Source organism: Nocardiopsis deserti, from assembly GCF_008638355.1.
Lineage (GTDB): Bacteria > Actinomycetota > Actinomycetes > Streptosporangiales > Streptosporangiaceae > Nocardiopsis > Nocardiopsis alborubida.
The window spans coordinates 76,645-102,267 of the sequence record NZ_VWVS01000022.1 but is presented as its reverse complement, the minus strand read 5'-3'; the positions used below and the strand labels follow the sequence as shown (position 1 = coordinate 102,267).

Sequence of the window (25,623 nt, the reverse complement as noted above, 5' to 3'; positions counted from 1 at the left end):
AGGGGGAGGGAGCGAACTGCGGGGGGAAGGGCACGGGCTGCGGGTGTGTGGTTGTTGACGCAGGGATGTTCTACGCCGTCCCCGCTGGGTCCAGTGTCAGCCCGGGTTCTACGGGTGCGTGGTGCCCCGCCAGCCCGGGCTCTACGGGTGCGTGGTTGCTGACGCAGCGATGCTCTACAACGTGCGGGTCCCCTACGACGCGCGGTCACGTGCGGGGCTTGGTGGCTGATGTTGGTCTGAACCGTGTACCCCCCGCCCCCGGATGGCTGAGGGGTCACTCCCGGTGGGCGTTCCTCCTGGTGTTCTTCCGAACGCCTTCGTGACGCCCACCAGACCCCTGGAGTGACCGGAGTCAAGGGATCTCCTTCGCCAAGTTCGCTAGGCGAACTTGCCCTCAGTCGGTCCCCGCCCCCAGCACTGACTGTTGGAGCCAGTGCCCACCACGACCGCCCACCCCCCAGGGGCGGGCGGGGAACCCGCACGCTCTACGGGTGCCTGGTTGGGGTCGTCTGGAAAGGGTCACCCCCTGCGGCGGGCCGTCAGCCCGGGCTCTACGGGTACCTGGTTGAGGTCGCCTGCCCTCTGGTCAACCCCCGGGGGCCGTCACCGGACCGGTTTCCTCGACCCCACGGGCGTGTGGGTTCTGCAAACGGCGGGAGCCGGTCACCCCGAGGGGGACCGGCTCCCGCGGGCTCGGTGATCAGCCGGCGTAGATGTCGTCGATCTCGCTGCTCCACTGCTTGCTGACCACGTGGCGCTTGACCTTCAGGGAGGCGGTCATCTGACCGCTCTCCTCGGTGAAGTCGCTGGGCAGGATCTTGAACTTCTTGATCCCCTCGGCCTTGGACACCGCGTTGTTGGCGTTGTCCACGGCCTCCTGGATGGCGGCGTTCAGGTCGGCGTCCCCGGTCAGGTCGGCGATCTCGCCGCTCTTGCCGTTGGCCTCGCGCCACTGGACGAAGGACTCGGGGTCGATCGTGATCAGCGCGGCGATGAACTTGCGGTTGTCGCCGACCACCATGCACTGGCTGACCAGGGCGTGGGCGCGGATGCGGTCCTCCAGGACGGCCGGGGCGACGTTCTTGCCGCCCGCGGTCACGATGATCTCCTTCTTGCGGCCGGTGACGCTCAGGAAGCCGTCGTCGTCCAGCGCGCCGAGGTCGCCGGTGCGGTAGAAGCCGTCCTCGGTGAAGGCCTCCTTGGTGGCCTTCTCGTTCTTCCAGTAGCCGACCATGATGTGGTCGCCCTTGAGGAGGATCTCGCCGTCCTCGGCGATCTTGATGGTGGTGCCGGGCAGCGGCTGGCCCACGGTGCCGATCTTGTTGAACTCGGGGCTGTTCACCGACGTGGGGGCGGTGGTCTCGGTGAGGCCGTAGCCCTCGATGATGGTGAAGCCGATGCCGCGGAAGAAGTGGCCCAGGCGCGCGCCCAGCGCGGAGCCGCCGGAGACGGCGTACTCGGCGTTGCCGCCCAGGGCGGCCAGGAGCTTGCCGTAGACCAGCTTGCTGAACAGCGCGTGTTTGAGTTTGAGGCCCAGGGGGATCCGGCCGGTGGGCAGGGCCTTGCTGTAGGCGATGGCGGTCTCGGCGGCGGCGTTGAAGATCCTGCCCTTGCCCTCGGCCGTGGCCTTCTGCTCGGCCTTGGTGTAGACCTTCTCGAACACGCGGGGGACCGCGAGCAGGAAGGTGGGCCGGAACGCCGAGAACTGCTCGATCAGCTCGGGGCCTGTGGAGGGGAAGTGGCCGAGGGTGGCCTTGGCCTCGATGACCATGACCTGGACGAAGCGGGCGAAGACGTGGGCCAGCGGCAGGAACAGCAGCGTGGAGGGGTTCTCCTTGCTGCGCAGGACCTGGCGGGCCGGGCCCTCCAGTGCGTTGTGGGAGATGAACAGGAAGTTGCGGTGGGTGAGCTCGCAGCCCTTGGGGCGGCCGGTGGTGCCCGAGGTGTAGATGAGGGTGGCGATGTCGTCGGCCTTGACCGCGGTGCGGCGCTTCTCCAGCGCCCCGTCGTCCACCTCGGAGCCCGCGGAGCGCAGCGTGGCGTACTCGGGGTCGTCGAACCGCCAGACGGGGCCGAGCTCGGGGGTCCGGGCGCGGACCGACTCGACGCGCTCGGCGTGGGCGGCGTTCTCCACGAACGCGGCCTTGGCGCCGGAGTCGGAGAGGATCCACTCGATCTGCTCGGCGGAGGAGGTCTCGTAGATCGGGACGGTCACGCCGCCGACGGACCAGATGGCGTAGTCGACGACCGTCCACTCGTAACGGGTGCGCGACATCAGGGCGACGCGGTCGCCGTGCTCGATGCCCGCGTCGATCAGGGCCTTGGCGTACGCGGCGATGTCGGCGTGCAGCTCCGCCACGGTGACGTCGTGCCACTGGCCGGACTCCTGGCGACGGGCGGTGACGGCGTTGGGCTCGCTGGCCGCGCGCGCGTAGAGCGTGTCGGTCAGTCGCGCGTCGTCGGAGATCTCAGCCTTCGCGGGAGAGCTGTATTCGCGCACGTGGTGCTCCTGGACGTGTACGGGTTCGGGTAGTACGGGACGTGATGACCGTAACAACACCACCCTACTCATGAGTAGAACACGTTGTCGTTCGGTATCCAACGGTGACCCTGGGTCGTGGAGACGGGGATCCGGATCACTCCCCGTACGCACGCGAGACTATACGCCCGACGTAGCGTTTGCGCACGTCGTGAGATCTATGTGATGTATGTGCATTTTGTGGGGTTTAAGGGTTATTGCGGTTTCTCTCGGTACCGCGGCCCGCATCCCTGGTTCGCCCCTGAACCTGCCCTGAGAAACCTCCCCGGCGCCTGGGCGGCCGGTTACCGTGAAGCAGAACGCGGCGCGAAGGAGGAAGCTGACATGACGGAGAACACCGGTCGCAACGGCGGTCCGGGTGCGGGCAGGGGTGAGGACCCCGACCTCATCGACGACGCGCTGAAGCTGGTGACCACACTGCAGCGCAGGCTGCTGACGGCCGGAGTCAAGCGCGGGGTGAGCGCGGTGACCTCGCCGCCCCCGAGTAAGGGCGACGTGTGGGAGGAGGCCATCCGCCTGGAGACGGGCGACCGGCGCCCCCCGCTGGAGGAGCTCCTCGACATCGTGCGCACGTCCGGTCCCGAGGTCGTCGGACACCTCGGCCGCGCCGGACTGGCCGCGGTCGGCGCCCTGGGCCGTACCTGGGACGTGGTCGAGCGCTCCCTGGAACAGACCCGCGCCGACGACGCCGCCGGGCGCCGTCCGCAGGGTGGCGAAGGCAATGCGGAAGGTGAGGAACGCCAGGTCACCGCGGGGTGAACGGGAGGAGATCACGGTTCGACTCCGGGGGTGTCGGGGGTCGCCTCATGCCTGGTTTAATCAGATGGCACACATCATCTGAAAACACTTTGCCATGAACCTTGAGACTTATGTCAGAGTTCGGGCGTAAGTACGAAGGAGCTGCCCCCATGCTGACCATCGGCGTAGACATCGGCGGGACCAAGGTCGCCGCCGGGGTCGTCGACCCCGAAGGGCAGATCCTCGACAAGGTCAAGTACCCCACCCCCTCCAACGACCCGCAGGCCCTGGCCGACGTCGTGGCCAGGGCCTGCGGGGAACTGCGCGGCCGACAGGACGCCGACGCCGTCCAGGCCGTCGGGGTGGGTGTGGCGGGGTTCGTGGACGAGGACCGCGCCACCGTCCAGGTCGCCGTCAACCTCGGCCTGCGCGACGAGCCCCTCCGGGACCACGTCCAGGAGCGCGTCGGGCTGCCCGTGGTCATCGAGAACGACGCCAACGCCGCCGCCTGGGCTGAGGCCAGGTTCGGCGCCGGGCGCGGCAGCGACCACATCGTGTGCATCACCCTGGGCACCGGCATCGGCGGCGGCCTGGTCATCGGCGGCGCCCTGCACCGCGGCCGCTACGGCGTGGCCGCGGAGGTCGGGCACTACCGGATGGTCCCGCACGGGCGCCGCTGCGCCTGCGGCAACCACGGCTGCTGGGAGCAGTACGCCAGCGGCCGCGCCCTGGTCGCCGAGGCCCAGGACCTGGCGCTGACCGACCCCGTGGCCGCCGAGCGCATGCTCAAGCTCGCCGACGGCGTCATCGACCAGGTCGAGGGCCACGTCATCACCCAGGCGGCGCTGGAGGGGGACAGGGCAGCCCTGGAGTGCTTCGCCAAGGTCGGGGAGTGGGCCGGACACGGCCTGGCCGACCTCGCCGCCATCCTCGACCCCGAGTGCTTCGTCCTGGGCGGCGGCGTCTCCGACGCCGGGTCCATCCTGCTGGACCCGGTCCGCGCCTCCTTCGCGCGCAACGTCCCGGGCCGCCCCGGGCGCCGCATGGCCGAGGTGCGCCTGGCCGAGCTCGGCGGCGAGGCGGGCATCGTCGGCGCGGGAGACCTCGCCCGGCACTGACCCGGCCACCGGAGAGCGGACGGCCCCCGCGACCTCCCCAGGGAGGACGCGGGGGCCGTCCGGCGTGTCGGGCTACTCCTGGGCGGAGTCCGCGTCCTTGTCCCTGCGCGCGGCCCGCTTCTCCTCGCGTCGGGTCCGGCGGTCCTCCTTGCGCCGCTCGCGCTCGCTCCGCCTGCGGTCCTTGTCGCTGGCGTGCTGCTCGCGCTTGGCCTCCTTGGCCTCCGCCTCCAGCTCGGCCTTGACCGACTGCGCGTAGCGGTCCACGTACTCCTGGCCGGACAGCTCCATCAGCGCGTACATGATCTCGTCGGTGACGGCCCGCAGCACGCGCGGGTCCTTCTCCATGCCGTGGTAGCGGGAGAAGTCCAGCGGCTTGCCGAACTTGACCTTGGGGCGCACGCCCAGCCTGGGCACGGTGCGGCCGGGGGGCATGATCTTCTCCAGGTTGATCATCGCCATCGGTACCACCGGGGCCTTGGCCTCCAGCGCCAGCCGGGCCACACCCGTCCGGCCGCGGTAGAGCTTGCCGTCGGGGGAGCGGGTGCCCTCGGGGTAGATGCCCAGGAGCTCACCGCGCTTGAGCACCCTCAGACCCGTGCGCAGCGCCGCCTCGCTGGCCTTGCCGCCCGAGCGGTCGATGGGGATCTGCCCCACACCGGTGAAGAACGCCCGACTCAGCAGGCCCTTGACGCCCGTGCCGGTGAAGTACTCGGCCTTGGCCAGGAAGGTGATCCTGCGCGGCAGCGGCAGCGGACCGAAGAAGTGGTCGGAGAAGGACAGGTGATTGCTCACCATGATCGCCGGGCCGCGGCGCGGCACGTTCTCCACACCCTCGGCCCGCGGTTGCCACAGCACGGCCAGAACCGGCCCCAGGATCGCCTTGACCACCCAGTAGAACATCGCTCAGATCACCCCTGCACACGCGGGGAGCACTGGGCAGGGTCTGCCACGATTCACCGTCCCGCTCTGCCGACATTGCCAGGAGGGCTCGCGCCCGGAGAGTGGGGGAGGAGCCGCCGCCTGACGTGCGCCATCCTCCCACCGTGCGAGCGCAAGTGCCAAAGCGCCCCCGAACGGGCCGTCGGCCCGACGCAGAAGAGGATACTCAGTCGGCCCGCGTGGCGGGTGCCTGCCTCCGGTCGCGGAGGACGGGGACGTTACTGTGCACTCATGGCGAACGGACCGCCGAACGGCTAGCCTCACGGCAGGAGCCAGGGTTTCTCGTGCCTCCGCTCCTGCCACCGCAACCCCCGTTCCCGCGCACCGCACGACTCCTGGAGCCGCTCCGTGAGACCGACCGACGCCCCTCCCCTGATCCCGGGCGCTGAGCCGTTCAGTCACCGCGGGTCGGGCACGGGCGTCCTGCTCTGCCACGGTTTCACCGGCTCCCCGTACTCGATGCGCCCCTGGGGCGAGCACCTGGCCGCCGCGGGGCTCAGCGTCGAGGCGCCCCTGCTGCCCGGTCACGGCACGGTCTGGCACGACATGAACCTCACCACCAGCGACGACTGGCTCGCCGAGGCCGAACGAACCCTGCTGGACCTGGCCTCGCGCTGCGAGGAGGTGTTCGTCATGGGACTGTCCATGGGCGGCGCCCTCAGTCTGCGCCTGGCCCAGAGGCACCCCGGCCTCGTGCGCGGGGCCGTGCTCGTCAACCCCTCCCTGGCGGTGGAGGACCGGCGCCTGCCCGTCATCGCCCCGGTCCGCCGCCTGGTCTCCCGGGTCATGCCCTCCACGCCCGGTCTGGGCTGCGACGTCTCCAAGGACGACACCACCGAGGGCGGGTACGACCGCGTCCCCACCGCGGCCGCGGCGACACTCCCGAAGCTGTGGCGCGAGGTTCAGGAGGGCATGTCCGGTTTGCGAGCGCCGATCCTGGCCTACCGGAGCACCCAGGACCACGTTGTCGGACCGCGCAGTCTGCGTATCCTCGCTAGGAGAGCGGTCAACACCGGGCTGACGATCCACCTGCTCCACGACAGCTACCACGTGGCGACCCTCGACCATGACGCCGCCGTCGTCTTCGACGGGAGCCTCGCCTTCGTGCGAGAGCACAGTAGAAGCGGGGAAGGAGCCGACCGATGACGCAACGTCGGGGAAACGGCCTGCTCGCCGACGCCTACGTTCCGCTGATCCTGCTCGCGCCCTCGCACGCCGACCTCATGCTGGAGGCGCTCCGGCGCAGCGGTATCGCCGCCTACGCCGTGCCGCTGGACGAGGACGTCCTGGAGCCCGCGGGCAGCCAGGCCGACGACCCGCCCACCGACCACCTGTACGTGGACGCGGAGGAGCGGACCGCCGCCGAGAGGGTCCTGGGCACCGAACTGCCCGACCTGGACGGAGAGCCCGGGACGGCCCCCGACCTGCTGGCGTCGCGCGGCGAGCCCCGCTCCGACACCGACGCCGAGGAGGGCGGGGAGGCCGCCGCGCACGAGGCCTCCGACGCGCCGGTCGGCGGCGACCTGCTGGACGGCCCGCCCGCCAACGTCGACCCCGACGCCGCGCCCGCCCGGCCCGCGGACGAGGACGAGGTCTGGAACGACCTTGTCGCCCGCTTCTACGACGACGCCGACACCCGGGGGCAGCGCCGCCGCGCCGCCTGGCCCGACGCCGAGAACCTCAGCGCCTCGGGAGGGGACGCCTCCTCCGGCGGTGACCTCCTGGCCGGAGGGGCCGTCGGCGCCGGGGACGGGAAGGACCGCGACGCGGAGGGGGAGGAGGCCCGCCGCCGGACCGAGGCCGACCTGGAGGGCCACTACGAGCCGCCACCGCCGCCGCCCCTGCTCCAGGGCGACCGGGTGGGCATCGCCGCCTGGCTGTGCCTGCTGGGCGCGCCGGTGCTGGTGTTCGGGGCCGCCTTCGTCGGCGTCACCCTGCCCAACTGGCTGATGTTCGCCGCGGTGCTGGCCTTCCTGGTCAGCTTCGTCGTGCTCATCCTGCGCATGACCGACTCCCGTCCGCCCGGAGACGGCGGGCCCGACAACGGGGCGGTGGTCTGACCCCTGGGCTTCGACTTCCCCCTCTGGCGCGCCTTCGCCGTCTTCCGCGCAGCGTCCCTGGTCTACGCCCTGCTCCTCCTCGTCCAGCACCACGTGCACCTGACCCGGCCCTGGCTGGCCTGGACGGTGTTGGCGGTCATGGTCGTGTGGACGGTGTTCACCACCCGCGCCTACGCCCGTCCGCACCTGCGCGACTGGCGCCTGCTCACCGCCGACCTCGCGGTGGCCTTCGCGTGCCTGTTCGCCACCGCGCTGGCGGCCACGCCGTTCTACCTCACCCAGGCCCCGCCGCTGAGCGGCTACTGGTTCGCGGGCACCGCGCTGGCGGCCAGCGTCATCTGGGGCGGGCGCGCCGCCGCCGCCGTCGCCGTGCTCTACGGCATCGCCGACCTCACCCTGCGCACGGTCATGGACGCCGCCGTCACCGCCGCGACCGCACGCGGGGTGGTCCTGCTGCTCCTGGCCGGACTGGCGGTCGGGTACATGTCCTGGATGTCGGAGCGGGCCGAACGGCGTTTCGCGCAGGCGGTCGCGCTGGAGGCGCGCACCCGCGAGCGCGAGCAGCTGGCCCGCTCGATCCACGACTCGGTGCTCCAGGTGCTGTCCCTGGTGAGCAGGCGCGGCGCCGAGGCCGGAGGAGAGGCCGCCGAACTGGGCCGGATGGCCGGTGAACAGGAGGCGCGTCTGCGCGCGCTGGTCGCGATCGGGCTGTCGGAGGGCGCCCCCTCTGGGACGGACGGGGGAAGCGGGACCCGCGGGGCCGGTGGTGCGGCGCTGCCTCCTGCGGGGCGGGCCGCTCCGGGGCGCTGGGGCCCCGGACGCGCTGCCGCTGGGGCCGGGAGTTCCGGACGTGCGGCCGCGTCCGGGGCCGAGGACGCGGTGGACCTGCGCGAGCCGCTGCGCCGCGCCGAGTCGGTCCGCGTGTCGGTGTCCGCGCCCGCCACACCCGTCACCCTGCCCGCGCACACCGCCGACGAGCTGGCCGCCGCCGTCCTCGCCGCCCTGGACAACGTGGAGCGGCACTGCCCCGAGGGCACGCGCGCCTGGGTGCTGGTGGAGGACGAGGGCGACGCGGTGACCGTGTCCGTCCGCGACGAGGGCCCCGGCATCGAGTCCGGCCGTCTGGAGCGGGCCCGCGCCGAGGGGCGCATCGGCGTGGCCCAGTCCGTGCTCGGCCGTGTGCGCGACCTGGGCGGCACCGTCGAGTACGTGTCGGTCCCCGGCCAGGGCACCGAGGTGGAGATGCGCGTCCCGCGCCGCTGAGGCCCCGCACGGCTCACCGCTGCGGGCTCCGGCCCGGCTCCTCCTCTTCCTCCTGGTAGGAGAACCGCTGCTCCCGCCAGGGGTCGCCCCGGTTGTGGTAGCCGCGCTCCTCCCAGAAACCGCGGCGGTCCGCGGCCATGTACTCCACCGCGCGCAGCCACTTCACGCTCTTCCACCCGTACAGGTGCGGCACCACCAGGCGCACCGGCGCGCCGTGCTCGGGGGCGAGCGGCTCGCCGTCGCGGTGGGTCGCCAGCAGCACCCCCTCCGCCAGGAAGTCGTCCATGCGCAGGTTCGCACCGTAGCCGTACTCGCCCCAGGCCATCACGTGCGTGGCCTCCGGCGCGGGCGGGGCCGCGGCGACCAGGTCGACGGCGCGCACCCCGCGCCAGGGCACGTCCGGGGCGCTGAACCGCATCACGCAGTGGAAGTCGCTCACGAAGTCCGTGCGGGGCAGCCGCGCGAACTCCTCCCAGGTCCAGCGGTAGGCCCCCAGGCCCTCGGTCGCCCCCATGACCCGAAGGTCCCACCGCTGCGGGCGGAAGGCGGGCACCGGCCCGTAGTGCAGAGGCTTGTGCTCGTGGCGCACCGCCTGCCCGGGAGGCATCCGGGACCGGGTCCCGCCCGTATCGTCCTCGTCCGTTCCCTCGGACACTTCCGTCCCCCTGCTCGTCTCTGGGCCCCCGCGGCGCGCCCGGCCGGCCGGGCGGAGCGAACGCCCTCCCCGGGGGGAGAACGTGCGTCCGGCCATCCTGTCAGGCGCCGACGAGAGGCAGGTCACTCACCCCGGGTGTGCGGACACGCGGCGACCGTGCGCTATAGTTCCAGCCATGCAGCGGAACTTCTGGCGCTTTTATGGCTACCGGCCCGACACCCCGGTCGCCTGTAAAGCGCTGCGCTGACACAGACGACTTGAGCCCCGGGCCGGTAGAGCCCGGGGCTTTTCTCGTTCCGGGCGCCGGTCGGCTCGTTCACCCAACCGACAAGCAGCTAGGGACAACGCACATGGTCATCGTGATGGCGCCGGACGCCACCCCCGAGAACATCGACGATCTGGTCGAGCTGGTCTCCTCCGCAGGAGGCGAGGCCTACGTGACGCGCGGCGTGAGCCGCACGATCATCGGCCTCGTCGGTGATGTCGAGCGCTTCCAGGACCTGGGTCTGGCCGCCAAGCCGGGTGTCAGCGACGTCCTGCGCATCTCCGCCCCCTACAAGCTCGTCAGCCGCGAGAACCACGACAGCCGCACCGTCGTCAGCGTGCGCGGCGTGCCGATCGGCGGCGACAACGTCACCGTGATCGCCGGGCCGTGCGCCGTCGAGACCCCCGAGCAGACCCTGGCCGCGGCCGAGATGGCGCTGGCCGCGGGGGCGTCCCTGCTGCGCGGCGGCGCCTACAAGCCCCGCACCTCCCCCTACGCCTTCCAGGGCCTGGGCGAGGAGGGCCTGAGGATCCTCGCCGACGTGCGCGAGGAGACCGGCCTTCCCATCGTCACCGAGGTCGTGGACGCCGCCGACGTCGAGCTCGTCGCCTCCTACGCCGACATGCTCCAGATCGGCACCCGCAACATGCAGAACTTCGCCCTCCTCCAGGCCGCGGGCGACGCGGGCAAGCCGGTCCTGCTCAAGCGCGGCATGAGCGCCACCATCGAGGAGTGGTTGATGGCCGCCGAGTACATCGCCCAGCGCGGCAACCTCGACATCGTCCTGTGCGAGCGCGGCATCCGCACCTTCGAGAAGGCCACCCGCAACACCCTGGACATCAGCGCCGTCCCGGTCGCCCAGAACCTGTCCCACCTGCCGGTGATCGTCGACCCGTCCCACTCGGGAGGCAGGCGCGAGCTGGTGCTGCCGCTCTCCCGCGCGGCCGTGGCGGTCGGCGCGGACGGCGTCATCGTCGACGTGCACCCCCACCCGGAGAACGCCCTGTGCGACGGCCCGCAGGCCCTCCTGGGCGAGGACCTGGCCGAACTGCGGGACCTGGCGGGCACCCTGGCCGCCCTGACCGGCCGCACCCTCACCCCGGCACCCGGCCGCGAGCTGGCCGGTCTGTGAGACCGGGGGGCTGAACACGACGGCGCCCCGGCCCAGCCCCGCGTGCGGGGAGCGGCCGGGGCACCGTCGCCGTGTCCTCTAGGCGGTGGCGGCCACCGACGCGGACGCGGGCGCCACGCGCTTGGGCGCGGCGTCGCCCAGGAAGCTGGGCTTGTGCACCTGCGCGGTGGTGACCAGGTGCTCGGCCAGCTCCTCGGCGTCCAGGCGCTTCTCGATCTGGCGCAGGTCCGGGATCTTGGCCGCGGTCTCCACCTGGCGCGGGGTCAGCATGGTGCAGCAGTCCTCGTCGGGCAGCTCCGAGATGGCCAGGGTCCCGATCCGGCGGGCCTGGTCCATGATCTCGGTCTTGTCCATGCCGATGAGCGGACGCAGGATCGGCAGGTCCACCGCGTCGTCCAGGGCGGTCAGGTTGGTCATGGTCTGGCTGGACACCTGGCCCAGCGCGTCACCGGTGACCAGGCACTCCGCGCCCAGGTCGTCGGCCAGGGCCTCGGCGGTCTTGAGCATGAGGCGGCGCTGGGCGACGATCTGGAGCCGCTCGATCCCCGAGCTCTTCAGCTGCTGCTGGGCCTTGCCGAAGGGGATGACGAACAGCCGCGAGCCCACCTGGTAGCGGTCCAGCTGGCGGACGAGGCTGTAGGCCTTGTAGATCGACTCCGGGCCGGTGAACGGCATGCCGGAGAAGTGCAGGAAGTCGACCTTGAGCCCGCGCCGGATCATCCGGTGCGCGGCGACGGGGGAGTCGATCCCGCCCGACATCAGTACCAGGCCGCGGCCGCTCATCCCCGCGGGCAGGCCGCCCTGGCCGGGCACGCCGTCGGTGAACACGAACGCCTCGTCCTTGTCCACCTCGACGAACAGGGTGTTGTCGGGGCGCTTGAGGTTGACCTTGTAGCCGTGCGCCTCGATGATCTTCGAGCCCAGGTACCCGGCCAGCTCCGACGAGGTCATCTCGAAGCGCTTGTCGCGGCGCCGGGCGCGCACGGCGAAGGTGCCCTCGCGGCCCTCCATGACGCGCACGCCGATGTCGGTGACGGCGTCCAGGTCCTTGGGCACGCGGCGGACCAGGTGCACCCAGACCACGCCCATGACGTTGGCCATGCGGTCGGCGATCTCGGCGACCTCCAGGTCGGAGGCGCCGGGCTTGCGCACGATGATCACGCCCGCGCCGCGCTGGGAGAGGCGGACCTCGCCCAGGTCGCGCACGGAGGAGCGGATGTTGTTGTGCAGCCGCCGCTCGAACAGCTTGCGGTTGGAGCCCTTGAGGACGATCTCGCCGAGCTTCATGAGCACGCAGAGCTCGCCGAGCCCGGCGTCGGCCCCGGCCAGGGCTGCGGGGGGCGGCGCGGACTCAAGCGACGCGGACATGGTGCTACCTCCGGTGGATACCTTCGTGTCCCGGTGTGAGGTGGGAGTGGCGGTGACGGGGCCGGGAGCGTTCATCGCCACCCTCCAGTATCGAACATCCCGTCCACCGCTCCGTCCGTTTCCGGACGGGACGGGTGGGAGGCGGTGGGCACACGGCGGCAGCTCACCGAACGCGGCGCGCCCCCCTCCCTGGGAGCTGGGAGGGGGGCGCGGACCGTTCCGGCAGGGGTCGGCGCACGTGGCCGGTGGCCGGCGTCCGGGGGAGCCTCGGGAGAATCCGGTTCCCGGGCTCCGGGTCGCGGGGTGTGCCTAGGGTCTGTTTTTTTGAACCGGTCTCAGCTGTGGGGGGTTGGTTCGGGCGCCCACGGGGTTCTGGAGGTGGTGGAGGCGGGTTCGTGAGGAACGAGCGAACCCGCCGGAGACACCGAAGGTTCCCGTGCTTCGGGCGTCCGAACACGGACCGAAGCGGAGCGGAGGTCCAAAAAACACTGTCTAGCCGAAGAAGACCTCGGCCTCCTCGTAGCGCGCGGAGGGCACCGTCTTGAGGGTGTCGGTCGCCTCGGCCAGGTTCACGCGGACGATGTCCGTGCCCTGGAGGCCGACCATCTTGCCGAACGCCTTGTCGTGCACGGCCTCGATGGCGTTCACGCCCAGACGGGTGGCCAGCACGCGGTCGAACGCGGTGGGCGTACCGCCGCGCTGCACGTGGCCCAGGACCACCGAGCGGGCCTCCTTGCCGGTGCGCTTCTCGATCTCCTCGGCCAGCCGCTGGCCGATGCCGCCCAGGCGCACGTGGCCGAAGGAGTCCGTCTCCCCGGTGGCCAGTTCCATCTGGCCCTCCTTGGGGTGCGCGCCCTCGGCGACCACGATGATCGGCGCGTACTGGGTCTCGAAGCGGCTCTCGACGTGCTTGACGACCTCGTCGATGTCGAAGGGCCGCTCGGGGATGAGGATGACGTTGGCGCCCGCGGCCATGCCCGAGTGCAGCGCGATCCACCCGGCGTGGCGGCCCATGACCTCCACCACCAGCGCGCGGTGGTGCGACTCGGCGGTGGTGTGCAGGCGGTCGATCGCCTCCATCGCGATGTTCACGGCCGTGTCGAAACCGAAGGTGTAGTCGGTCGCGTTGAGGTCGTTGTCGATGGTCTTGGGCACGCCGACGACGTTGACGCCGCGGTCGTGCAGCTGGCGGGCCACGCCGAGGGTGTCCTCGCCGCCGATGGCGACCAGGGCGTCGACGCCCAGCCCGGCCATGTTGTCCTTGACCCGCTCGACGCCGCCCTCGATCTTCATGAGGTTGGTGCGCGAGGAGCCCAGGATCGTACCGCCCCTGGGCAGGATGCCGCGCACGGCGGTCACGTCCAGCGGCATGGTGTCGCCCTCCAGCGGACCGCGCCAACCGTCCCGGAAGCCGACGAACTCGTAGCCGTAGTCCTTGATGCCCTTGCGGACCACTGCACGGATGACCGCGTTCAGACCAGGGCAGTCCCCACCGCCGGTCAGCACCCCGACTCGCATACGAATTCTCCTCGACGTTGTGTGCTTTACGACGCATGGCGCCATATGGTCTAGACCATAGTGGGAGCGGTGATCCGGGTCCAACCCGGGGAGGCGAATAGGCCGTGAACGCTCCCGGCGCGTACGGGGCAGACGGCGCGGACCGCGCGAAGCGGACGCGCGGACGCGGCGTGGGGAGGCGCGGGTCAGTCGTCCAGGCCCCGGTCGATGGCGTACCGCACCAGTTCCACCCTGTTGTGCAGGTGGAGCTTGGTGAGGGTGTTCTGCACGTGGTTCTGCACGGTGCGGTGGGAGATGCCCAGCCGCTGCGCGATCTGCTTGTAGGCCAGCCCCTTGGCGACCAGGCGCAGCACCTCGGTCTCGCGGGGGGTCAGCTCGGGTGCCTCCGGCTCCCCGGAGTGGTCCGCCGACGAGAGCCTGCGGTACTCGCCCAGAACCAGCCCGGCCAGTCCCGGGGTGTAGACGGCCTCGCCCGCGTGCACCCGGCGCACCGCGTCCAGCAGTTCCTCCCGCCCCGCCGACTTGACCAGGTAGCCGGTCGCCCCGGCCTTCACCGCGGCCAGGACGTCGTCGCTGGCGCCGCTCGCCGACAGCACCAGCACCCGCGGGGGCGGGGACAGGGCCACCAGGCCCGCGGTCAGCTCGACCCCGCTCATGTCGGGCAGGTGCAGGTCCACGACGGCCAGAGTGGGACGCGCGGCCGGGGCGATGCGCAGCGCCTTGGCGCCGTCGCCCGCGGTGCCCACGACCTCGATCCCGGCCTCGCCGAGGTCGCGCGCGACCGCGTCGCGCCACATGGGGTGGTCGTCCACCACCAGTACCCGGACCGCCTCGCTCGTCATGCAGGTGACCTTATCCCGGGCGGACGGCGCCCACGGCACGGTCTGGGGCGGCGGAGCGGGTCGGGGCGGACGGGTCGTGCTCACCCGCCGGGCGGACAGCGCCCAAGGAACGGGTCGGCGGGCGGGGGCGGGCGGACCGCGCCGACCCCGCCGGGTGGGCGGCGCCCACGGCGAGGGGGCGGGACCGGACCCGGTCCCGCCCCCTCGCTTGTCCCTCAGGCGCCGGGCCCGGGCCGGTCAGTCGTCATCGTCGTCACCGCGGCCGTTGCCGTTGCCGTTGCCGAAGTCACCCAGGTCGATGCCGCCCGGGGTCGCGGTGATCGTGATCTCCGTGTCCCCGGGCGCCCTGCCGGTGTGCGACTGGTGAGCCACCTCGCGGCCGCCGAGGACGCGCTCGACCTTGACCTTGAAACCGGCCCCCTCCAGCGCCTCACGCGCCTCGTCCACACGCATGCCGACCACGTCGGGGACGTCCACGCCGGGCGGGCCGGTGGAGACGGTCAGGGTGACGGTGCCGCCGGAGCCGATGCTGGAGCCGCTGTCGGGGCTCTGCTGGATGACCTTGCCCTCCTCGACGTCCGCGCTCTCCTCCTCGACCACCTCGACGGACAGGCCCTCGCCCTCCAGCATCTGGCGGGCGGTGTCCAGGTCCTCGCCGACCACCGCGGGCACCGGGACGCCCTGGCTGACGGTGATGGTGACCGGTTCCTCCCGGTCGGCCTCCGCGCCCGCCTCAGGAGAGGTGGAGACCACCGCGCCGGGCTCGAACTCGGTGGAGCTCACGTCCTCCTGGACGATGTTGTCCGGGGCGAAGCCGAGGTCCTCCAGCTCCTTGAGGGCGTTGGCGGCGTCCATCTCGACCAGGTCGGGCATCTCCACCGTCTGCGGGCCCTTGGACAGGTACACGGTGACCACGTCGTCGGGGGACAGACGGGCGCCCACCTCGGGGTCGGTCTCGCCGACCGTGCCCGGTTCGGCGTCGCTGTAGACGGCCTCGGCGGACAGGTCGTAGCGCAGGCCCTCGTCGCGGATCATCTGGCTCGCGGCCTCGGGGTCGCGACCCACCACGTCCGGGACGTTCTCGTACTGGCCGACGAGGAACCACCAGCCCGCGCCGAGCAGGACGATCGCCAGGACCGCCGCGCCGATCCCGATCAGCAGGTTGCGTCGGCGCCGGTCGTCGGGACCGTCCCGGTAGTCGTCGTACCCGTCGTCGTCGCCGTCGTAGCCGTCCTTGTCGCGGTCGTACCCGTCGTAGCGGCCGCCGTCCAGGCCGGCGGAGGCCATGTCCACGACCATGGTCGCGTTCTCGGTGCCCGGACCGGCGCCCCCGGCGATGAGCTGGGGCGCGGTCACCGAGGCCGTGGCCGCCGCGGCCGGGGCGACGGGCGTCAGCGGGGCCTGGTCCGCGGCGGAGGCGGCGGGGGTCTCGGGCAGGCTGTTGAGCACCGCCAGGACCTTGGCCAGGTACTGGCCAGCGTTGCTGGGACGGTACCTGGGGTCGCGCTCGGTGGCCTTGGTGACCAGCGCGTCGACCTCCGCGGGCAGGCCGGGCAGGAAGTGCGAGGGACGCGGGACGTCCTCGTTGACGTGCTGGTAGGCGATCGCGATGGGCGTCTCGCCGGTGTGCGGCTGACTTCCGGTGAGCAGCTCGTAGAACATGATGCCCGCCGCGTACACGTCGCTGCGGGCGTCGGCGACGCCCTTCTCGATCTGCTCGGGGGCCAGGTAGGCGGCGGTGCCCATGAGGGTGCCCGTGCGGGTCAGCCCCTGGTTGGACTGCTCCACGGCGCGCGCCAGGCCGAAGTCGGCGACCTTGACCCGGCCGTCCTCGGTGATGAGGACGTTCTCGGGTTTGACGTCGCGGTGCACCATGCCCGCCTGGTGGGCGGCGCCGAGCGCGGCCAGCACCGGGGCCATGGCGTTCAGGGCGTCGCGGGCGCCGAGCCTGCCCCGGGACTTGAGCAGGTCGCGCAGGGTGCGTCCGGGCACGTACTCCATGGCCAGGAAGACGTGCCCCTGGTCCTCGCCCTGGTCGAAGACCTGCACGACGTTGGGGTGGGAGAGCTTGGCGACGGAGTGCGCCTCGTTGATGAAGCGCTGCACGAAGGTCGGGTCCTGGGCCAGCGAAGGGTGCATCACCTTCAGGGCCAGCCGTCGGTCCAACCTCAGGTCGTGGGCGACGTAGACGGTCGCCATCCCGCCTCCGGCGATCCTGGACTCCACGAAGTAACGTCGGTCCAGGGTGGCGCCTACGAGCGGGTCGGAAGTCGTCATGTCCACGGCGGAGTAGTGTCCTTGCTGCGGGGAGCGCGGGCTGTCGCGGCCGGTGGCGCGTACCCGACACCGGGTGTCGAACCGACACGATAGCGGAAGCCCACGCCAGGTCTGCCCCGCGGTTCGCGGTCGCGCCGTCCCGTTCCAGTGTCGGTGGGGCCCGTGGGGCCCCGGGGAGGCCTGCTCGGCCTCCCGGGGGGTGGGTCCGGTCCCCGGCCGGGGCTTTCCCGGTCCGGGTGGTGTGTGCTTCACCGGTCGGTGGGTCGTCCCGTTCCCGGTGAGGCCCGCTCTGTTAGCGGTGGGACGCTCGCGCCTGGGTTGTCGTGGTGTGTGGGGTGTTCCCTTCCGGGCCGCACACTCGTTCCACGGTAGAGGACGGCACCAAACGCCCCAGGTGGGACGCACCGGCCCGCGGGGATCCGGGAGCGGGACACGGGGTCGAGGTGGCCTAATTCACGGACGGCGAGGAGGCCTGGGCGTGGCGCCGCACCGGGATGCGCCCCGCCAGGCGGGCGCCGCGGCCCGCGCGGACGGCGTCGCGCATCGCGGCGGCCATGCGCACCGGGTCCTGGGCGCGGGTCACGGCCGTGGCCAGCAGGACCGCGTCGCAGCCCAGTTCCATGGCCAGGGCGGCGTCGCTGGCGGTGCCGATCCCCGCGTCCACGATGACCGGCACGCCGGCCCGCTCGACGATCAGCTCCAGGTTGTGCGGGTTGCGGATGCCCAGCCCCGAGCCGATCGGGGCGGCCAGCGGCATCACCGCGGCGCAGCCCACCTGCTCCAGCCGCCGGGCCAGCACGGGGTCGTCGTTGGTGTAGGGCAGCACGGTGAAGCCCTCGTCCACCAGCTGTTCGGCGGCGTCCAGCAGCTCGACGGGGTCGGGCAGCAGCGTGTGCTCGTCCGCCACCACCTCCAGCTTCACCCAGTCGGTGTCCAGCGCCTCGCGGCCCAGGCGGGCGGTGCGCACCGCGTCGACGGCGGTGAAGCACCCGGCGGTGTTGGGCAGCGCCCGGATCCTGTTGCGGGTCAGGACGTCCCACACCGACCCCTGGGTGCCGGGGGAGACCCGGCGCATCGCCACGGTGGTCAGCTCGGTGCCGGAGGCGATCAGGGCCTCCTCCAGGACCTCCAGGGAGGGGGCCCCTCCGGTTCCGGTGATCAGTCGGGACCCGAAGGAGGTTCCCGCGATCACGAGGTCGTCGTTCAAGTTCAGCCTCCCTGTACTGCGGTGAGGACGTCCACGCGGTCGCCCTGGTTGAGCGGGCTCGCGGCCCACGCGGCCCGGCGCACCACCTCGTCGTTGACGGCCACGGCGATACCGCCGGGGACCTCGGTGCCGGTCAGGTCGCGTACGACCGCTTCCACGGTCGTGTCGTCGGTGAACTCGCGGCGGTCGCCGTTGATGATCAGTTCCACTGCTACTACCTACTTGCGCGTCGTGCCGTGAAGCGGCGGGCGTACTCCGGCAGGTCTCCGTCGGTCAGGGCGCGGGCCATGGCCTCACCGGTCACCGGGGCCAGCAGCACCCCGTGCCGGAAGTGCCCGGCGGCCAGGTGCAGTCCCGGAACCCGGGTGGGTCCCAGGAGGGGTTCGTTGTCGGGGGAGCCGGGGCGCAGCCCGACGCAGGTCTCGGTGACCTCCAGCTCGCTCACCCCGGGGACGAGTTCGCGCGCGTCCCGCAGCACCTGCCAGAGCCCCCCGACGGTGAGGGAGGTGTCGTGGCCCAGCTCCTCCTGGGTGGCACCGATGACGACCTCGCCGTCGGCGCGCGGAACCAGGTAGGTCGGAAAGCCCCGGACCAGGCCGCGGACGGTCCGGCTGACGAGCGGCGGCCCGCCGTCGGGCACCCGGGCGCGCAGCAGCTGTCCCTTGACCGGGCGCAGCGGCGGGACCACGGGCTCGGGGACCCCGACGGCGTTGCCCCAGCAGCCCGCGGCCAGCACCACCTGGTGCGCGGGCAGGGTCTCCCGGGCCGTGGCGCCCGAGGCCGGGGTCTCCCCGGCCAGGAGCACGCCCAGCCGGGCGCCTCCGGGACCGGGGGAGAGGACCTCCTGGACCCGCCCGCGGACCTCGGTGACGCCCGCGCGCTCGCCCGCCGCCGTCAGGGCGCGCAGCAGCCGCCGCGGGTCCACGGAGTGGTCGTCGGGCGCCAGGACGCCGCCGCGCACGGACGGGGCGAGCATGGGCTCCAGACGGCGGCACTCGCGGCCGGTGAGGCGCTCGGCGGCGATGCCCAGCCGCTGCTGGAGCGCGTGCAGTTCGGTGAGGACGGCGAGGTCGTCGCGGTCGAAGGCGACCAGGAGCGTGCCGGTGGCGCGGTGGCCCACGTCCAGGCCGCTGGCCTCCTCCAGTTCGGCGACGAAGTCCGCGTACATGCGGGCCGAGCGGAGGCCCAGCTCCATGAGGGGCTCCTCACCGAACACCGCCTCGGTGGCGGGTGTCAGCATGCCCGCCGCCACGGTGGAGGCGGCGCGGGTCGGGTCGGACTCGACCAGGGTGACGCGCAGTCCGCGTTGGGCGGCGCGCCAGGCGGTGACCCGCCCGACGAGGCCGCCGCCGACCACGACGACGCGGTCGCGGTGGGAATCGTTGGAGGTGCGCACGGCTGTGGCTTCCACTCCCTTCGCCGGCATGATCCGGATCAGGTTCGTGCGGTCGGAGGCTCACAGCCTCCCTCTCAGCCGGGTCCCACCCGGCTCCCGCGGGATGTAGGGGTCTGTCCCCATTCTAGGACCCGTCCCCGACGCGCCCCCTGCCGGGGGGAAGGAGGTGCGCGGATGTGGCAGATTGGTGGTGTGACACAACGCGACATCGACACGCTCATCGGCGACTGGCTGACCCTCAAGGAGGCGGCTGCGCCGCTGGGCGTGAGCCCGAACCGGATCAAGACGCTGATCCGCGAGAACCGCATGATGGGTGTGGTCCGCGACGGCGAACTGTCCATCCCCGCCGCCTTCATCGACGGTGACGACCTGGTGAAGGGCCTGCCGGGAACACTGCTGCTGCTCACCGACGCGGGCTTCTCCTCCGAGGAGGCCCTGCGCTGGCTGTTCACCCCCGACGACTCCCTGCCGGGCACGCCGATCCAGGCCATGCGCGAGAACCGGGGCACCGAGGTGCGCCGCCGGGCCCAGAGCATGGCCTTCTAGTCCGCGGGCTCCGGTCCGCGACCTCGCGGATCCGGTCGGGGGCCGGGTGGGAACGGGGGGAGGGGCGCGCCGCCGCGTCCCTCCCCCTTGGGCCCGAACGCGCCAGGGCCTAGGGTGGACTGTGTGAGGACCAGCCACGGAACCAGCCTGCGCAAGCGCCTGGACGCATCGCTTCTGTACCTGTGCACCGACGCCCGGACCGGTCGGGGCGATCTCGCCGAGTTCGCCGACGCCGCCCTGGCCGGGGGAGTGGACATCATCCAGCTCCGGGACAAGGGCCTGGAGGCGCGCGAGGAGATCGCGGCCCTGGAGGTGATGAAGGAGGCGTGCGAGCGGTACGGCGCCCTGCTCGCGGTCAACGACCGCGCCGACATCGCCCGCGCCGTGCGCGCCGACGTCCTCCACCTGGGCCAGCGCGACCTGCCCGTGCCCATGGCCCGAGACATCATCGGCGCGGACCCCGTGATCGGCCGCTCCAACAACGACGTCGCCGCCGCGGCAGCCTCCGCCGAGGAGCCGGGCAGCGACTACTTCTGCGTCGGCCCGACCTGGGCGACCCCCACCAAGCCGGGCCGCCCGGCCGCCGGGCTGGAGCTGGTGGAGGAGGCGGCCTCGCTGGGCACCGACCGCCCCTGGTTCGCCATCGGCGGGATCGACGCCGACAACATCGACCGCGTGCTGGACGCCGGGGCCCGCCGGGTCGTGGTCGTGCGCGCGATCACGGAGGCGGAGGACCCCCGGGCCGCCGCCGCCGCTCTGCGCCAGCGCCTGGCGGCCCGCGCCGGGGACTGACGGGCGGCCGGCACCGGAGGCCCGTCGGAGCCGCTCCGCCGGGGCCCGGCCGCCCAGCGCCGCGCGGCCTTAGGGAAGCAGCAGGACCTTGCCGAGCACCGTGCGCCCCTCCAGCGCGGCGTGCGCCTCGGCGGCCCGCTCCAACGGCAGGGTCAGCCCCACGTGCGGGGTGATCCTGCCCATGCGGGCCATCTCCAGCGCCATCCGCAGGGCGTCCTGCCGGTCGCCGTCGGCCGCCTTGAGGTCGAACAGGCCCAGGACCTCGATCCCGCGGCGCCCGGCCTCCTCCGCGTCCACCTCGGTGAAGCTCCCGCCCGCGGAACCGTAGCCGACGAACCGGCCGCCGTCGGCCAGGGTCTCGAAGGCCGCCGCGCCCAGCGCGCCCCCGGCGCCGTCCAGGACCACGTCGACCCCGGCGCCACCGGTCAGCGCGCGCACCCGCTCCGGCCAGCCCGGCTCGGAGTAGTCCACGGTCTCCTGCGCGCCCAGTTCGCGGACCAGGGCCAGCTTGGCCCCGCCCCTGGCCGCGCCGATGACCCGGGCCCCGGCCGTGCGGGCCAGTTGGACGGCCAGGGTGCCCGCCCCTCCGGCGGCCGCGGCGACCAGGACCGTGGTGCTGGGGCCGAAGCCCGCCGCCCGCTCCAGCGCCAGCGCGGTCGGCCCGTCGTGCAGCAGGGCCAGTGCCGCGCGGGGGTCCACCTCATCGGGAACCCTGACCAGAGCCGACTCCGGGACCACGGCCCGCTCGGCGTAACCGTCCACGGGCAGGGTGGGCCCTTCCGGCGTCGCGTCCGTGTGCCCGGTGTCGGCGACCACCGTGGCCCCCTCCCAGCCCGGGTCCACGCCCTGACCGATCCGGACCACCCGCCCGGCCACGCCCGCGCCGGGGACGTAGGGGGGAGTCACGGGGAAGTAGTCCAGCCCCCAACCGCCGCGGACCAGGGTGTCCAGGTACATCACGTTCGCCGCGGCGACCTCCACCAGTGCCTGACCCGGTCCCACCCAGGGCTCGGGCACATCCCGGACCACCAGGACCTCCGGGCCGCCGAACCCCTCGACCTGTACCGCTCGCATGTCGTTCTCCCTCGGTGCGCACTGCCTGTCTCCAACACCGCCCAGCCTCTTACCTCAACATTTATTGAGGTCAAGGATCGGGTGGAGATGAGACCCGCGGCACAGGGAGGCCGCCGCGCGCGGGGCGCGGCGGAGGGGAGGGGACGCGGTCAGACCGCGACGTGCGACAGGGCGCTGGGATGGCGCCGCAGGAAGCCCTCGATGGACTGGGCGGGATGGCCGGTCAGGTCGGGGACGGCGGGCGAGACCACGTCGAGCTCCCCGGCGGCGATCGCGGCGTAGGAGGTCACCCAGCCCTCGACCGCCCAGTCGGGGGCACCGCTGGGGCGGCGCGACTCCAACGCCTCCTCCCGTGTCTGGGGCACGTAGCGCACAGAGCGCCCGGTGAGCACGCCCAGCCTCTCCGCCGTCGCGCCCAGGGACAGCGCCTCCGGACCGGTGACGTCGTGGCTGGTGTTGTGCGAGGCGAGCGCGGCCGCCGGGTCGGTCAGCACCGCCGTGGCCACGTCCGCCACGTCGTCGCGCGAGACCCACGCGATCCGGCCGTCACCGGCCGGACCCCGTACCGCACCCCCGTCGTCCACCCAGTCGGGCAGCAGGTCCAGGTACAGGCTGGGTCTGAGGAAGGTGTACCGCACCCCCGTCGAGCGGATGTGTGCCTCGGTGAAGAAGTGCGTGCGCGCGAACGTGAAGGTCGACGCCGGCCCCGCCCTCAGGAAGGACAGGTAGACGATCCGGGAGACCCCCGCCTTGACCGCCGCGTCCACCGCGCTCACGTGGACGTCGATCCGGTCCTCGGACTCGGTGGCCGAGACCAGGAACAGCGTGTCGACCCCCCGGCACGCCCGCTCGAAGCCCGTCGAGTCCTCGTAGGCCGCCATCGCCGCGCTGCTGCCGGGATACTCGGGAGCGCGGTTGATGTCGCGTACGATGAGCCGCTGGGGTCTGCCCAGCCGCGCGATCCGCGCGGCGACCCGCCCGCCCAGCGCCCCGGTCGCCCCCGTCACCCCTATGGTGTGGTTTGTCGTGTGATCGTCGCCCATGACACCCCATCCTGCGTTACGAGGGCCTGCCGGGCGCTGAGCGGCACGCGCCTTTTTGCGCCGCGGGGATGGGCGCGGTGCGGTCGGCGCTGTGGTTGCGCCGAGGTCAGGGCGCGGGGCGCTCGCCGCCCGCGGGCCCTCGGGCCGGTCCGTGCCCGACCCCCTGACCCGGTCCGCGCCCGGGCTCCTCCGCCTCCCGAGCCCCCCGCGCGACCGGGCGCCGGTAGGCCAGGCGGCGCAGCAGCGCCTCGGCCGGTCCGCGCCTGCCCGCGCGCTCCAGCGCGTAGGACGCCGCCACGGTCACCAGCCACACGCCCACCGCGAACAGGGCCATCGACCAGGAGGTGAGCTCGCCGCCCAGCCCCAGGCCCCAGGCCGCCAGGACCGGCGCGCACAGCACCGACTGGGCCAGGTAGGCCGACAGCGAGCGCTTGCCGGTCGCCGACAGAGCTCCGACCACCGCGCCCGGTGCGCGACCGCGCCCCTGGATCCGGTGCGCCGCCAGCGCGATCAGCGCCACGTAGCCCAGGCCGCAGGCCAGCCCGGTCACCATGTGCGGCATGGTCAGCATGCCCGCCTGCGCGGGGGACAGGTCCCAGACCCCGATCTGGGCCAGGGCCAGGGGGAGTCCGCCCAGCCAGCCCACGCCGATGCCCAAGGCCGCGGTCCAGCGCAGCAGGCCCAGGTGCCCGCCCGGCTCCTCCAGGGTCCGGTGGCGCGCGGCCCAGTAGCCGAGCAGGATCGCCGCGGGCACGACCATGCCCAGCAGACCCTGGCCCAGCGTGATCAGCGGCCAGTCCAGGACGCGGCCCAGCGCGGCGCCCAGGACCGAGGTGTTGCCTATGCTGTCGGCCATCAGGTCCGTGCTGAACGCGGCCGAGGAGGAGGTGTCCGCGGGCATGAAGGCCAGGCCCAGCAGGCTGAACGCCGCCAGCAGCGCGGCCAGCCCGGTGAACACGCCCGCCCACACCAGCAGTGTGACGTCCCTGCGCCGCAGGAACAGCCAGCCCAGGAGCAGTCCGGCCAGACCGTAGGCGCCCAGGATGTCGCCCATCCACAGCAGCAGGGCGTGGACGAACCCGAACGCGAGCAGCCACAGGTTGCGGCGGCGCAGCAGCGCGTTCACCTCCCGCACGGACGAGCCCGCCGCCTCCTGGCGCCGGGCCAGCTGCACCATGCCGTACCCGAACAGGAAGGCGAACATCGGATAACTGCGCATGTCCACCGCCATGACGACGAAGAACTGCGCGATCCGGTCCAGCGCGCCGCCCGGCTCGGGGTGGACGCCGCCCCCGCTCCCCGGAAGCGCCCACAGGTACCAGACGGTGTTGGCGAGCGCGATGAACAAAAGCATGAACCCGCGCGCCAGGTCCGGCGCGAGGGCTCTCTCGCCCGCGCCGACCGGACCGCGGGAAACGGTGTGCCCAGACATGGGAGACCCCCCGGTTTCGCGATATGTCGTGTCAGCGATTCAACCGGAGCGGGCAGCCGGGCACAATACGCCCCCGGCGGGCGCGGACCCGGGAAAGCCCCCTAGGGAAGGACCCTCAGAAGGAGCGCGAGGTGGCGGCCACCGCCAGTGCGCGCAGCGGCTCGCGGGCGGAGGCGTCCAGTCCGGGGCTCTCCAGGGCCGCGACGGCCCGGTCGGTGTACTCCGAGATCAGCTCCTCGCACGCGGACAGCGCGCCCGACTCCTCGATCAGGGAGCACATCCACTCCACCGAGGCCAACGACAGGTCCGGCGCACCCAGCAGCGAGCGGAACCGCTCGGCGTCGGCCGCCCCCGCGCGCGCCAGGGTCTCGGCCACGACCAGTGTCCGCTTGCCCTCGCGCAGATCGTCCCCGGCGGGCTTGCCGGTGGTGGACGGGTCGCCGAACACGCCCAGCACGTCGTCGCGCAGCTGGAAGGCGATCCCCAGCGGGATGCCGTAGGAGGTGTAGACCCCGGCCAGCTCCTCGTGGCGGCCCGCCAGGGCCGCGCCCAGGTGCAGCGGGCGCTCCACCGTGTACTTGGCGGACTTGTAGCGCATCACGCGCAGCGCGGCCTCGCGGGTGCCGGTACCCCGCACCTGCTCCAGGGTGTCCAGGTACTGCCCGGCCATGACCTCGGTGCGCATCGCGTCGAAGGGGCGCCGCCCCCGGCCCAGTACCTCGGTCGGGAAGCCGCTGGCCTGGTACATCTCGTCCGACCAGGCCAGGCACAGGTCGCCGATGAGGATGGCCGCGCCCTGGCCGAAGCCCTCGCTGTCGCCACCCCATCCCTGGTCGGTGTGCAGCTCGGCCAGCCGCTTGTGCGTGGCGGGCAGCCCGCGCCGGGTGTCGCTGTTGTCGATCACGTCGTCGTGGACGAGTGCGCACGCCTGGAGGAACTCCAGGGAGGCCGCAGCCCGCACCACCCGCTCGTCGTCGGCCGCGCCGCCCGCGCCCCGCCAGCCCCAGTAGCAGAAGGTCGGGCGCAGGCGCTTGCCGCCGGAGACCATCGCCTCCAGCGCGTCCATGGCCGGGGCCAGCTCCTCCCCGATCTCCAGCAGCTGGGCGCGGTGGTCGGCGCAGAAGGAGGTCAGCTCGCGGTCCACGCCGGAGCGGACCGCGGAGACGGCGGGGGCGGACGGGGAAGAGGAAGGCACCATGACCCGCAGATTATCGGCTGTCGGGCCCGGTCCGGTCCCGGTTCGTCCGACCGGGCCGCTTCCGGTCGGCCACCAGCACGGACGGCACCGTCACCAGCAGCGCCCACGCGCCCGGCCGGGACGGGGCCACGACGCGTCCTCGCACGTCGCGCCGCGCGCGTCAGGCGCGGGAGTGGCGCGCGCCACGGATCTCACAGGATGGGACGCAGCCCCCACCGCGT

Annotated in this window: 22 protein-coding genes and 1 riboswitch; of the genes, 8 read left to right on the top strand and 14 right to left on the bottom strand. The window is 72.8% G+C overall.

From position 1 onward, the window contains the following. Positions 1 to 700: 700 nt before the first annotated feature. The gene (locus tag FYW99_RS26795; RefSeq protein ID WP_150254797.1) at positions 701 to 2,500 is read right to left on the bottom strand and encodes an AMP-dependent synthetase/ligase; all 1,800 of its coding nucleotides are present in this window, start codon (positions 2,498 to 2,500) and stop codon (positions 701 to 703) included. 363 nt (positions 2,501 to 2,863) lie between these two features. Between FYW99_RS26795 and FYW99_RS26790 the strand changes: the two genes are divergently transcribed. Further along, complete coding sequence (locus tag FYW99_RS26790; RefSeq protein ID WP_150254796.1) at positions 2,864 to 3,298, top strand: hypothetical protein; 435 nt, start codon at positions 2,864 to 2,866, stop codon at positions 3,296 to 3,298. A gap of 149 nt (positions 3,299 to 3,447) precedes the next feature. Beyond that, the gene (locus FYW99_RS26785; RefSeq protein WP_150254795.1) at positions 3,448 to 4,395 is read left to right on the top strand and encodes an ROK family glucokinase; all 948 of its coding nucleotides are present in this window, start codon (positions 3,448 to 3,450) and stop codon (positions 4,393 to 4,395) included. 72 nt (positions 4,396 to 4,467) lie between these two features. Here FYW99_RS26785 and FYW99_RS26780 read toward each other — a convergent pair whose 3' ends face one another. Then, positions 4,468 to 5,295, bottom strand: a complete 828-nt coding sequence (locus FYW99_RS26780; RefSeq protein WP_150254794.1) for a lysophospholipid acyltransferase family protein — start codon at positions 5,293 to 5,295, stop codon at positions 4,468 to 4,470. Between the two features lie 387 nt (positions 5,296 to 5,682). Between FYW99_RS26780 and FYW99_RS26775 the strand changes: the two genes are divergently transcribed. The 3 genes from FYW99_RS26775 to macS are packed head-to-tail and all read left to right on the top strand — an operon-like array spanning position 5,683 to position 8,657. After that, positions 5,683 to 6,480, top strand: a complete 798-nt coding sequence (locus FYW99_RS26775) for an alpha/beta hydrolase (protein WP_150254793.1) — start codon at positions 5,683 to 5,685, stop codon at positions 6,478 to 6,480. Further along, positions 6,477 to 7,394, top strand: coding sequence for a hypothetical protein (locus FYW99_RS26770; protein ID WP_150254792.1), 918 nt, complete (start codon positions 6,477 to 6,479; stop codon positions 7,392 to 7,394). Before FYW99_RS26775 ends, FYW99_RS26770 begins: the two co-directional genes overlap by 4 nt. A 3-nt stretch (positions 7,395 to 7,397) precedes the next feature. After that, the gene (macS, locus tag FYW99_RS26765; RefSeq protein ID WP_223839620.1) at positions 7,398 to 8,657 is read left to right on the top strand and encodes a MacS family sensor histidine kinase; all 1,260 of its coding nucleotides are present in this window, start codon (positions 7,398 to 7,400) and stop codon (positions 8,655 to 8,657) included. Between the two features lie 13 nt (positions 8,658 to 8,670). Here the strand turns inward: macS and FYW99_RS26760 are convergent, their stop codons facing one another. Then, entirely contained in the window at positions 8,671 to 9,264 is a 594-nt protein-coding gene (locus tag FYW99_RS26760; protein WP_190394822.1) for a molybdopterin-dependent oxidoreductase, read from the bottom strand. Positions 9,265 to 9,662: 398 nt separating this feature from the next. On the opposite strand from FYW99_RS26760, the gene aroF reads away from it, so the two are divergent. Continuing rightward, complete coding sequence (aroF, locus tag FYW99_RS26755; RefSeq protein ID WP_150254790.1) at positions 9,663 to 10,709, top strand: 3-deoxy-7-phosphoheptulonate synthase; 1,047 nt, start codon at positions 9,663 to 9,665, stop codon at positions 10,707 to 10,709. Positions 10,710 to 10,787: 78 nt separating this feature from the next. On the opposite strand, the gene thiI is transcribed toward aroF, so the two are convergent. The 7 genes from thiI to thiO all read right to left on the bottom strand — a co-directional run bounded on the left by thiI (position 10,788) and on the right by thiO (position 19,347). Continuing rightward, positions 10,788 to 12,077 (bottom strand): tRNA uracil 4-sulfurtransferase ThiI, encoded by a 1,290-nt coding sequence (gene thiI / locus FYW99_RS26750; RefSeq protein ID WP_150254789.1) that lies wholly within the window; start codon positions 12,075 to 12,077, stop codon positions 10,788 to 10,790. Positions 12,078 to 12,569: 492 nt separating this feature from the next. Next, positions 12,570 to 13,595 carry a 6-phosphofructokinase gene (locus FYW99_RS26745; RefSeq protein ID WP_061080932.1) on the bottom strand — a complete coding sequence of 342 codons (1,026 nt, stop codon included), beginning with the start codon at positions 13,593 to 13,595 and terminating at the stop codon, positions 12,570 to 12,572. Between the two features lie 185 nt (positions 13,596 to 13,780). Further along, positions 13,781 to 14,437 (bottom strand): response regulator, encoded by a 657-nt coding sequence (locus FYW99_RS26740; RefSeq protein WP_150254788.1) that lies wholly within the window; start codon positions 14,435 to 14,437, stop codon positions 13,781 to 13,783. A 237-nt stretch (positions 14,438 to 14,674) separates the two neighbouring features. Next, positions 14,675 to 16,720 carry a Stk1 family PASTA domain-containing Ser/Thr kinase gene (pknB, locus tag FYW99_RS26735; RefSeq protein ID WP_150254787.1) on the bottom strand — a complete coding sequence of 682 codons (2,046 nt, stop codon included), beginning with the start codon at positions 16,718 to 16,720 and terminating at the stop codon, positions 14,675 to 14,677. 442 nt (positions 16,721 to 17,162) lie between these two features. Further along, positions 17,163 to 17,921 carry a thiazole synthase gene (locus FYW99_RS26730; RefSeq protein ID WP_150254786.1) on the bottom strand — a complete coding sequence of 253 codons (759 nt, stop codon included), beginning with the start codon at positions 17,919 to 17,921 and terminating at the stop codon, positions 17,163 to 17,165. A 2-nt stretch (positions 17,922 to 17,923) separates the two neighbouring features. Beyond that, positions 17,924 to 18,130 carry a sulfur carrier protein ThiS gene (gene thiS / locus FYW99_RS26725; protein WP_017565075.1) on the bottom strand — a complete coding sequence of 69 codons (207 nt, stop codon included), beginning with the start codon at positions 18,128 to 18,130 and terminating at the stop codon, positions 17,924 to 17,926. A gap of 5 nt (positions 18,131 to 18,135) precedes the next feature. After that, positions 18,136 to 19,347 carry a glycine oxidase ThiO gene (gene thiO, locus FYW99_RS26720; protein WP_150254785.1) on the bottom strand — a complete coding sequence of 404 codons (1,212 nt, stop codon included), beginning with the start codon at positions 19,345 to 19,347 and terminating at the stop codon, positions 18,136 to 18,138. After that, a riboswitch (TPP riboswitch) is annotated at positions 19,316 to 19,427 on the bottom strand. (Overlaps the previous gene by 32 nt.) Before the next feature lie 82 nt (positions 19,428 to 19,509). On the opposite strand from thiO, the gene FYW99_RS26715 reads away from it, so the two are divergent. Together FYW99_RS26715 and thiE are read left to right on the top strand one after the other, a co-directional pair. Beyond that, entirely contained in the window at positions 19,510 to 19,863 is a 354-nt protein-coding gene (locus tag FYW99_RS26715) for an Rv2175c family DNA-binding protein (protein WP_150254784.1), read from the top strand. Positions 19,864 to 19,986: 123 nt separating this feature from the next. After that, positions 19,987 to 20,655 (top strand): thiamine phosphate synthase, encoded by a 669-nt coding sequence (gene thiE / locus FYW99_RS26710; protein ID WP_150254783.1) that lies wholly within the window; start codon positions 19,987 to 19,989, stop codon positions 20,653 to 20,655. Between the two features lie 69 nt (positions 20,656 to 20,724). Here thiE and FYW99_RS26705 read toward each other — a convergent pair whose 3' ends face one another. From FYW99_RS26705 to FYW99_RS26690, 4 genes are all read right to left on the bottom strand, one after another. Further along, positions 20,725 to 21,729 (bottom strand): zinc-binding dehydrogenase, encoded by a 1,005-nt coding sequence (locus tag FYW99_RS26705; protein WP_150254782.1) that lies wholly within the window; start codon positions 21,727 to 21,729, stop codon positions 20,725 to 20,727. Between the two features lie 149 nt (positions 21,730 to 21,878). Continuing rightward, on the bottom strand, positions 21,879 to 22,772 hold the full coding sequence (locus FYW99_RS26700) for an SDR family oxidoreductase (protein WP_150254781.1): 894 nt from the start codon (positions 22,770 to 22,772) through the stop codon (positions 21,879 to 21,881). 106 nt (positions 22,773 to 22,878) lie between these two features. Beyond that, positions 22,879 to 24,204, bottom strand: coding sequence for a DUF418 domain-containing protein (locus FYW99_RS26695; RefSeq protein ID WP_150254780.1), 1,326 nt, complete (start codon positions 24,202 to 24,204; stop codon positions 22,879 to 22,881). A 115-nt stretch (positions 24,205 to 24,319) separates the two neighbouring features. Next, positions 24,320 to 25,402, bottom strand: coding sequence for a polyprenyl synthetase family protein (locus tag FYW99_RS26690; RefSeq protein ID WP_150254779.1), 1,083 nt, complete (start codon positions 25,400 to 25,402; stop codon positions 24,320 to 24,322). Positions 25,403 to 25,623: the final 221 nt, after the last annotated feature.

Coding starts and splice junctions, on each gene's coding strand:
- FYW99_RS26790 (WP_150254796.1), top strand. CDS start 2,864: ATGACGGAGAACACCGGTCGCAACGGCGGTCCGGGTGCGGGCAGGGGT.
- FYW99_RS26785 (WP_150254795.1), top strand. CDS start 3,448: ATGCTGACCATCGGCGTAGACATCGGCGGGACCAAGGTCGCCGCCGGG.
- FYW99_RS26780 (WP_150254794.1), bottom strand. CDS start 5,295: ATGTTCTACTGGGTGGTCAAGGCGATCCTGGGGCCGGTTCTGGCCGTG.
- FYW99_RS26770 (WP_150254792.1), top strand. CDS start 6,477: ATGACGCAACGTCGGGGAAACGGCCTGCTCGCCGACGCCTACGTTCCG.
- FYW99_RS26760 (WP_190394822.1), bottom strand. CDS start 9,264: ATGCCTCCCGGGCAGGCGGTGCGCCACGAGCACAAGCCTCTGCACTAC.
- aroF (WP_150254790.1), top strand. CDS start 9,663: ATGGTCATCGTGATGGCGCCGGACGCCACCCCCGAGAACATCGACGAT.
- thiI (WP_150254789.1), bottom strand. CDS start 12,077: ATGTCCGCGTCGCTTGAGTCCGCGCCGCCCCCCGCAGCCCTGGCCGGG.
- FYW99_RS26745 (WP_061080932.1), bottom strand. CDS start 13,595: ATGCGAGTCGGGGTGCTGACCGGCGGTGGGGACTGCCCTGGTCTGAAC.
- FYW99_RS26740 (WP_150254788.1), bottom strand. CDS start 14,437: ATGACGAGCGAGGCGGTCCGGGTACTGGTGGTGGACGACCACCCCATG.
- thiO (WP_150254785.1), bottom strand. CDS start 19,347: ATGCCGGCGAAGGGAGTGGAAGCCACAGCCGTGCGCACCTCCAACGAT.
- FYW99_RS26705 (WP_150254782.1), bottom strand. CDS start 21,729: ATGCGAGCGGTACAGGTCGAGGGGTTCGGCGGCCCGGAGGTCCTGGTG.
- FYW99_RS26700 (WP_150254781.1), bottom strand. CDS start 22,772: ATGGGCGACGATCACACGACAAACCACACCATAGGGGTGACGGGGGCG.
- FYW99_RS26695 (WP_150254780.1), bottom strand. CDS start 24,204: ATGTCTGGGCACACCGTTTCCCGCGGTCCGGTCGGCGCGGGCGAGAGA.
- FYW99_RS26690 (WP_150254779.1), bottom strand. CDS start 25,402: ATGGTGCCTTCCTCTTCCCCGTCCGCCCCCGCCGTCTCCGCGGTCCGC.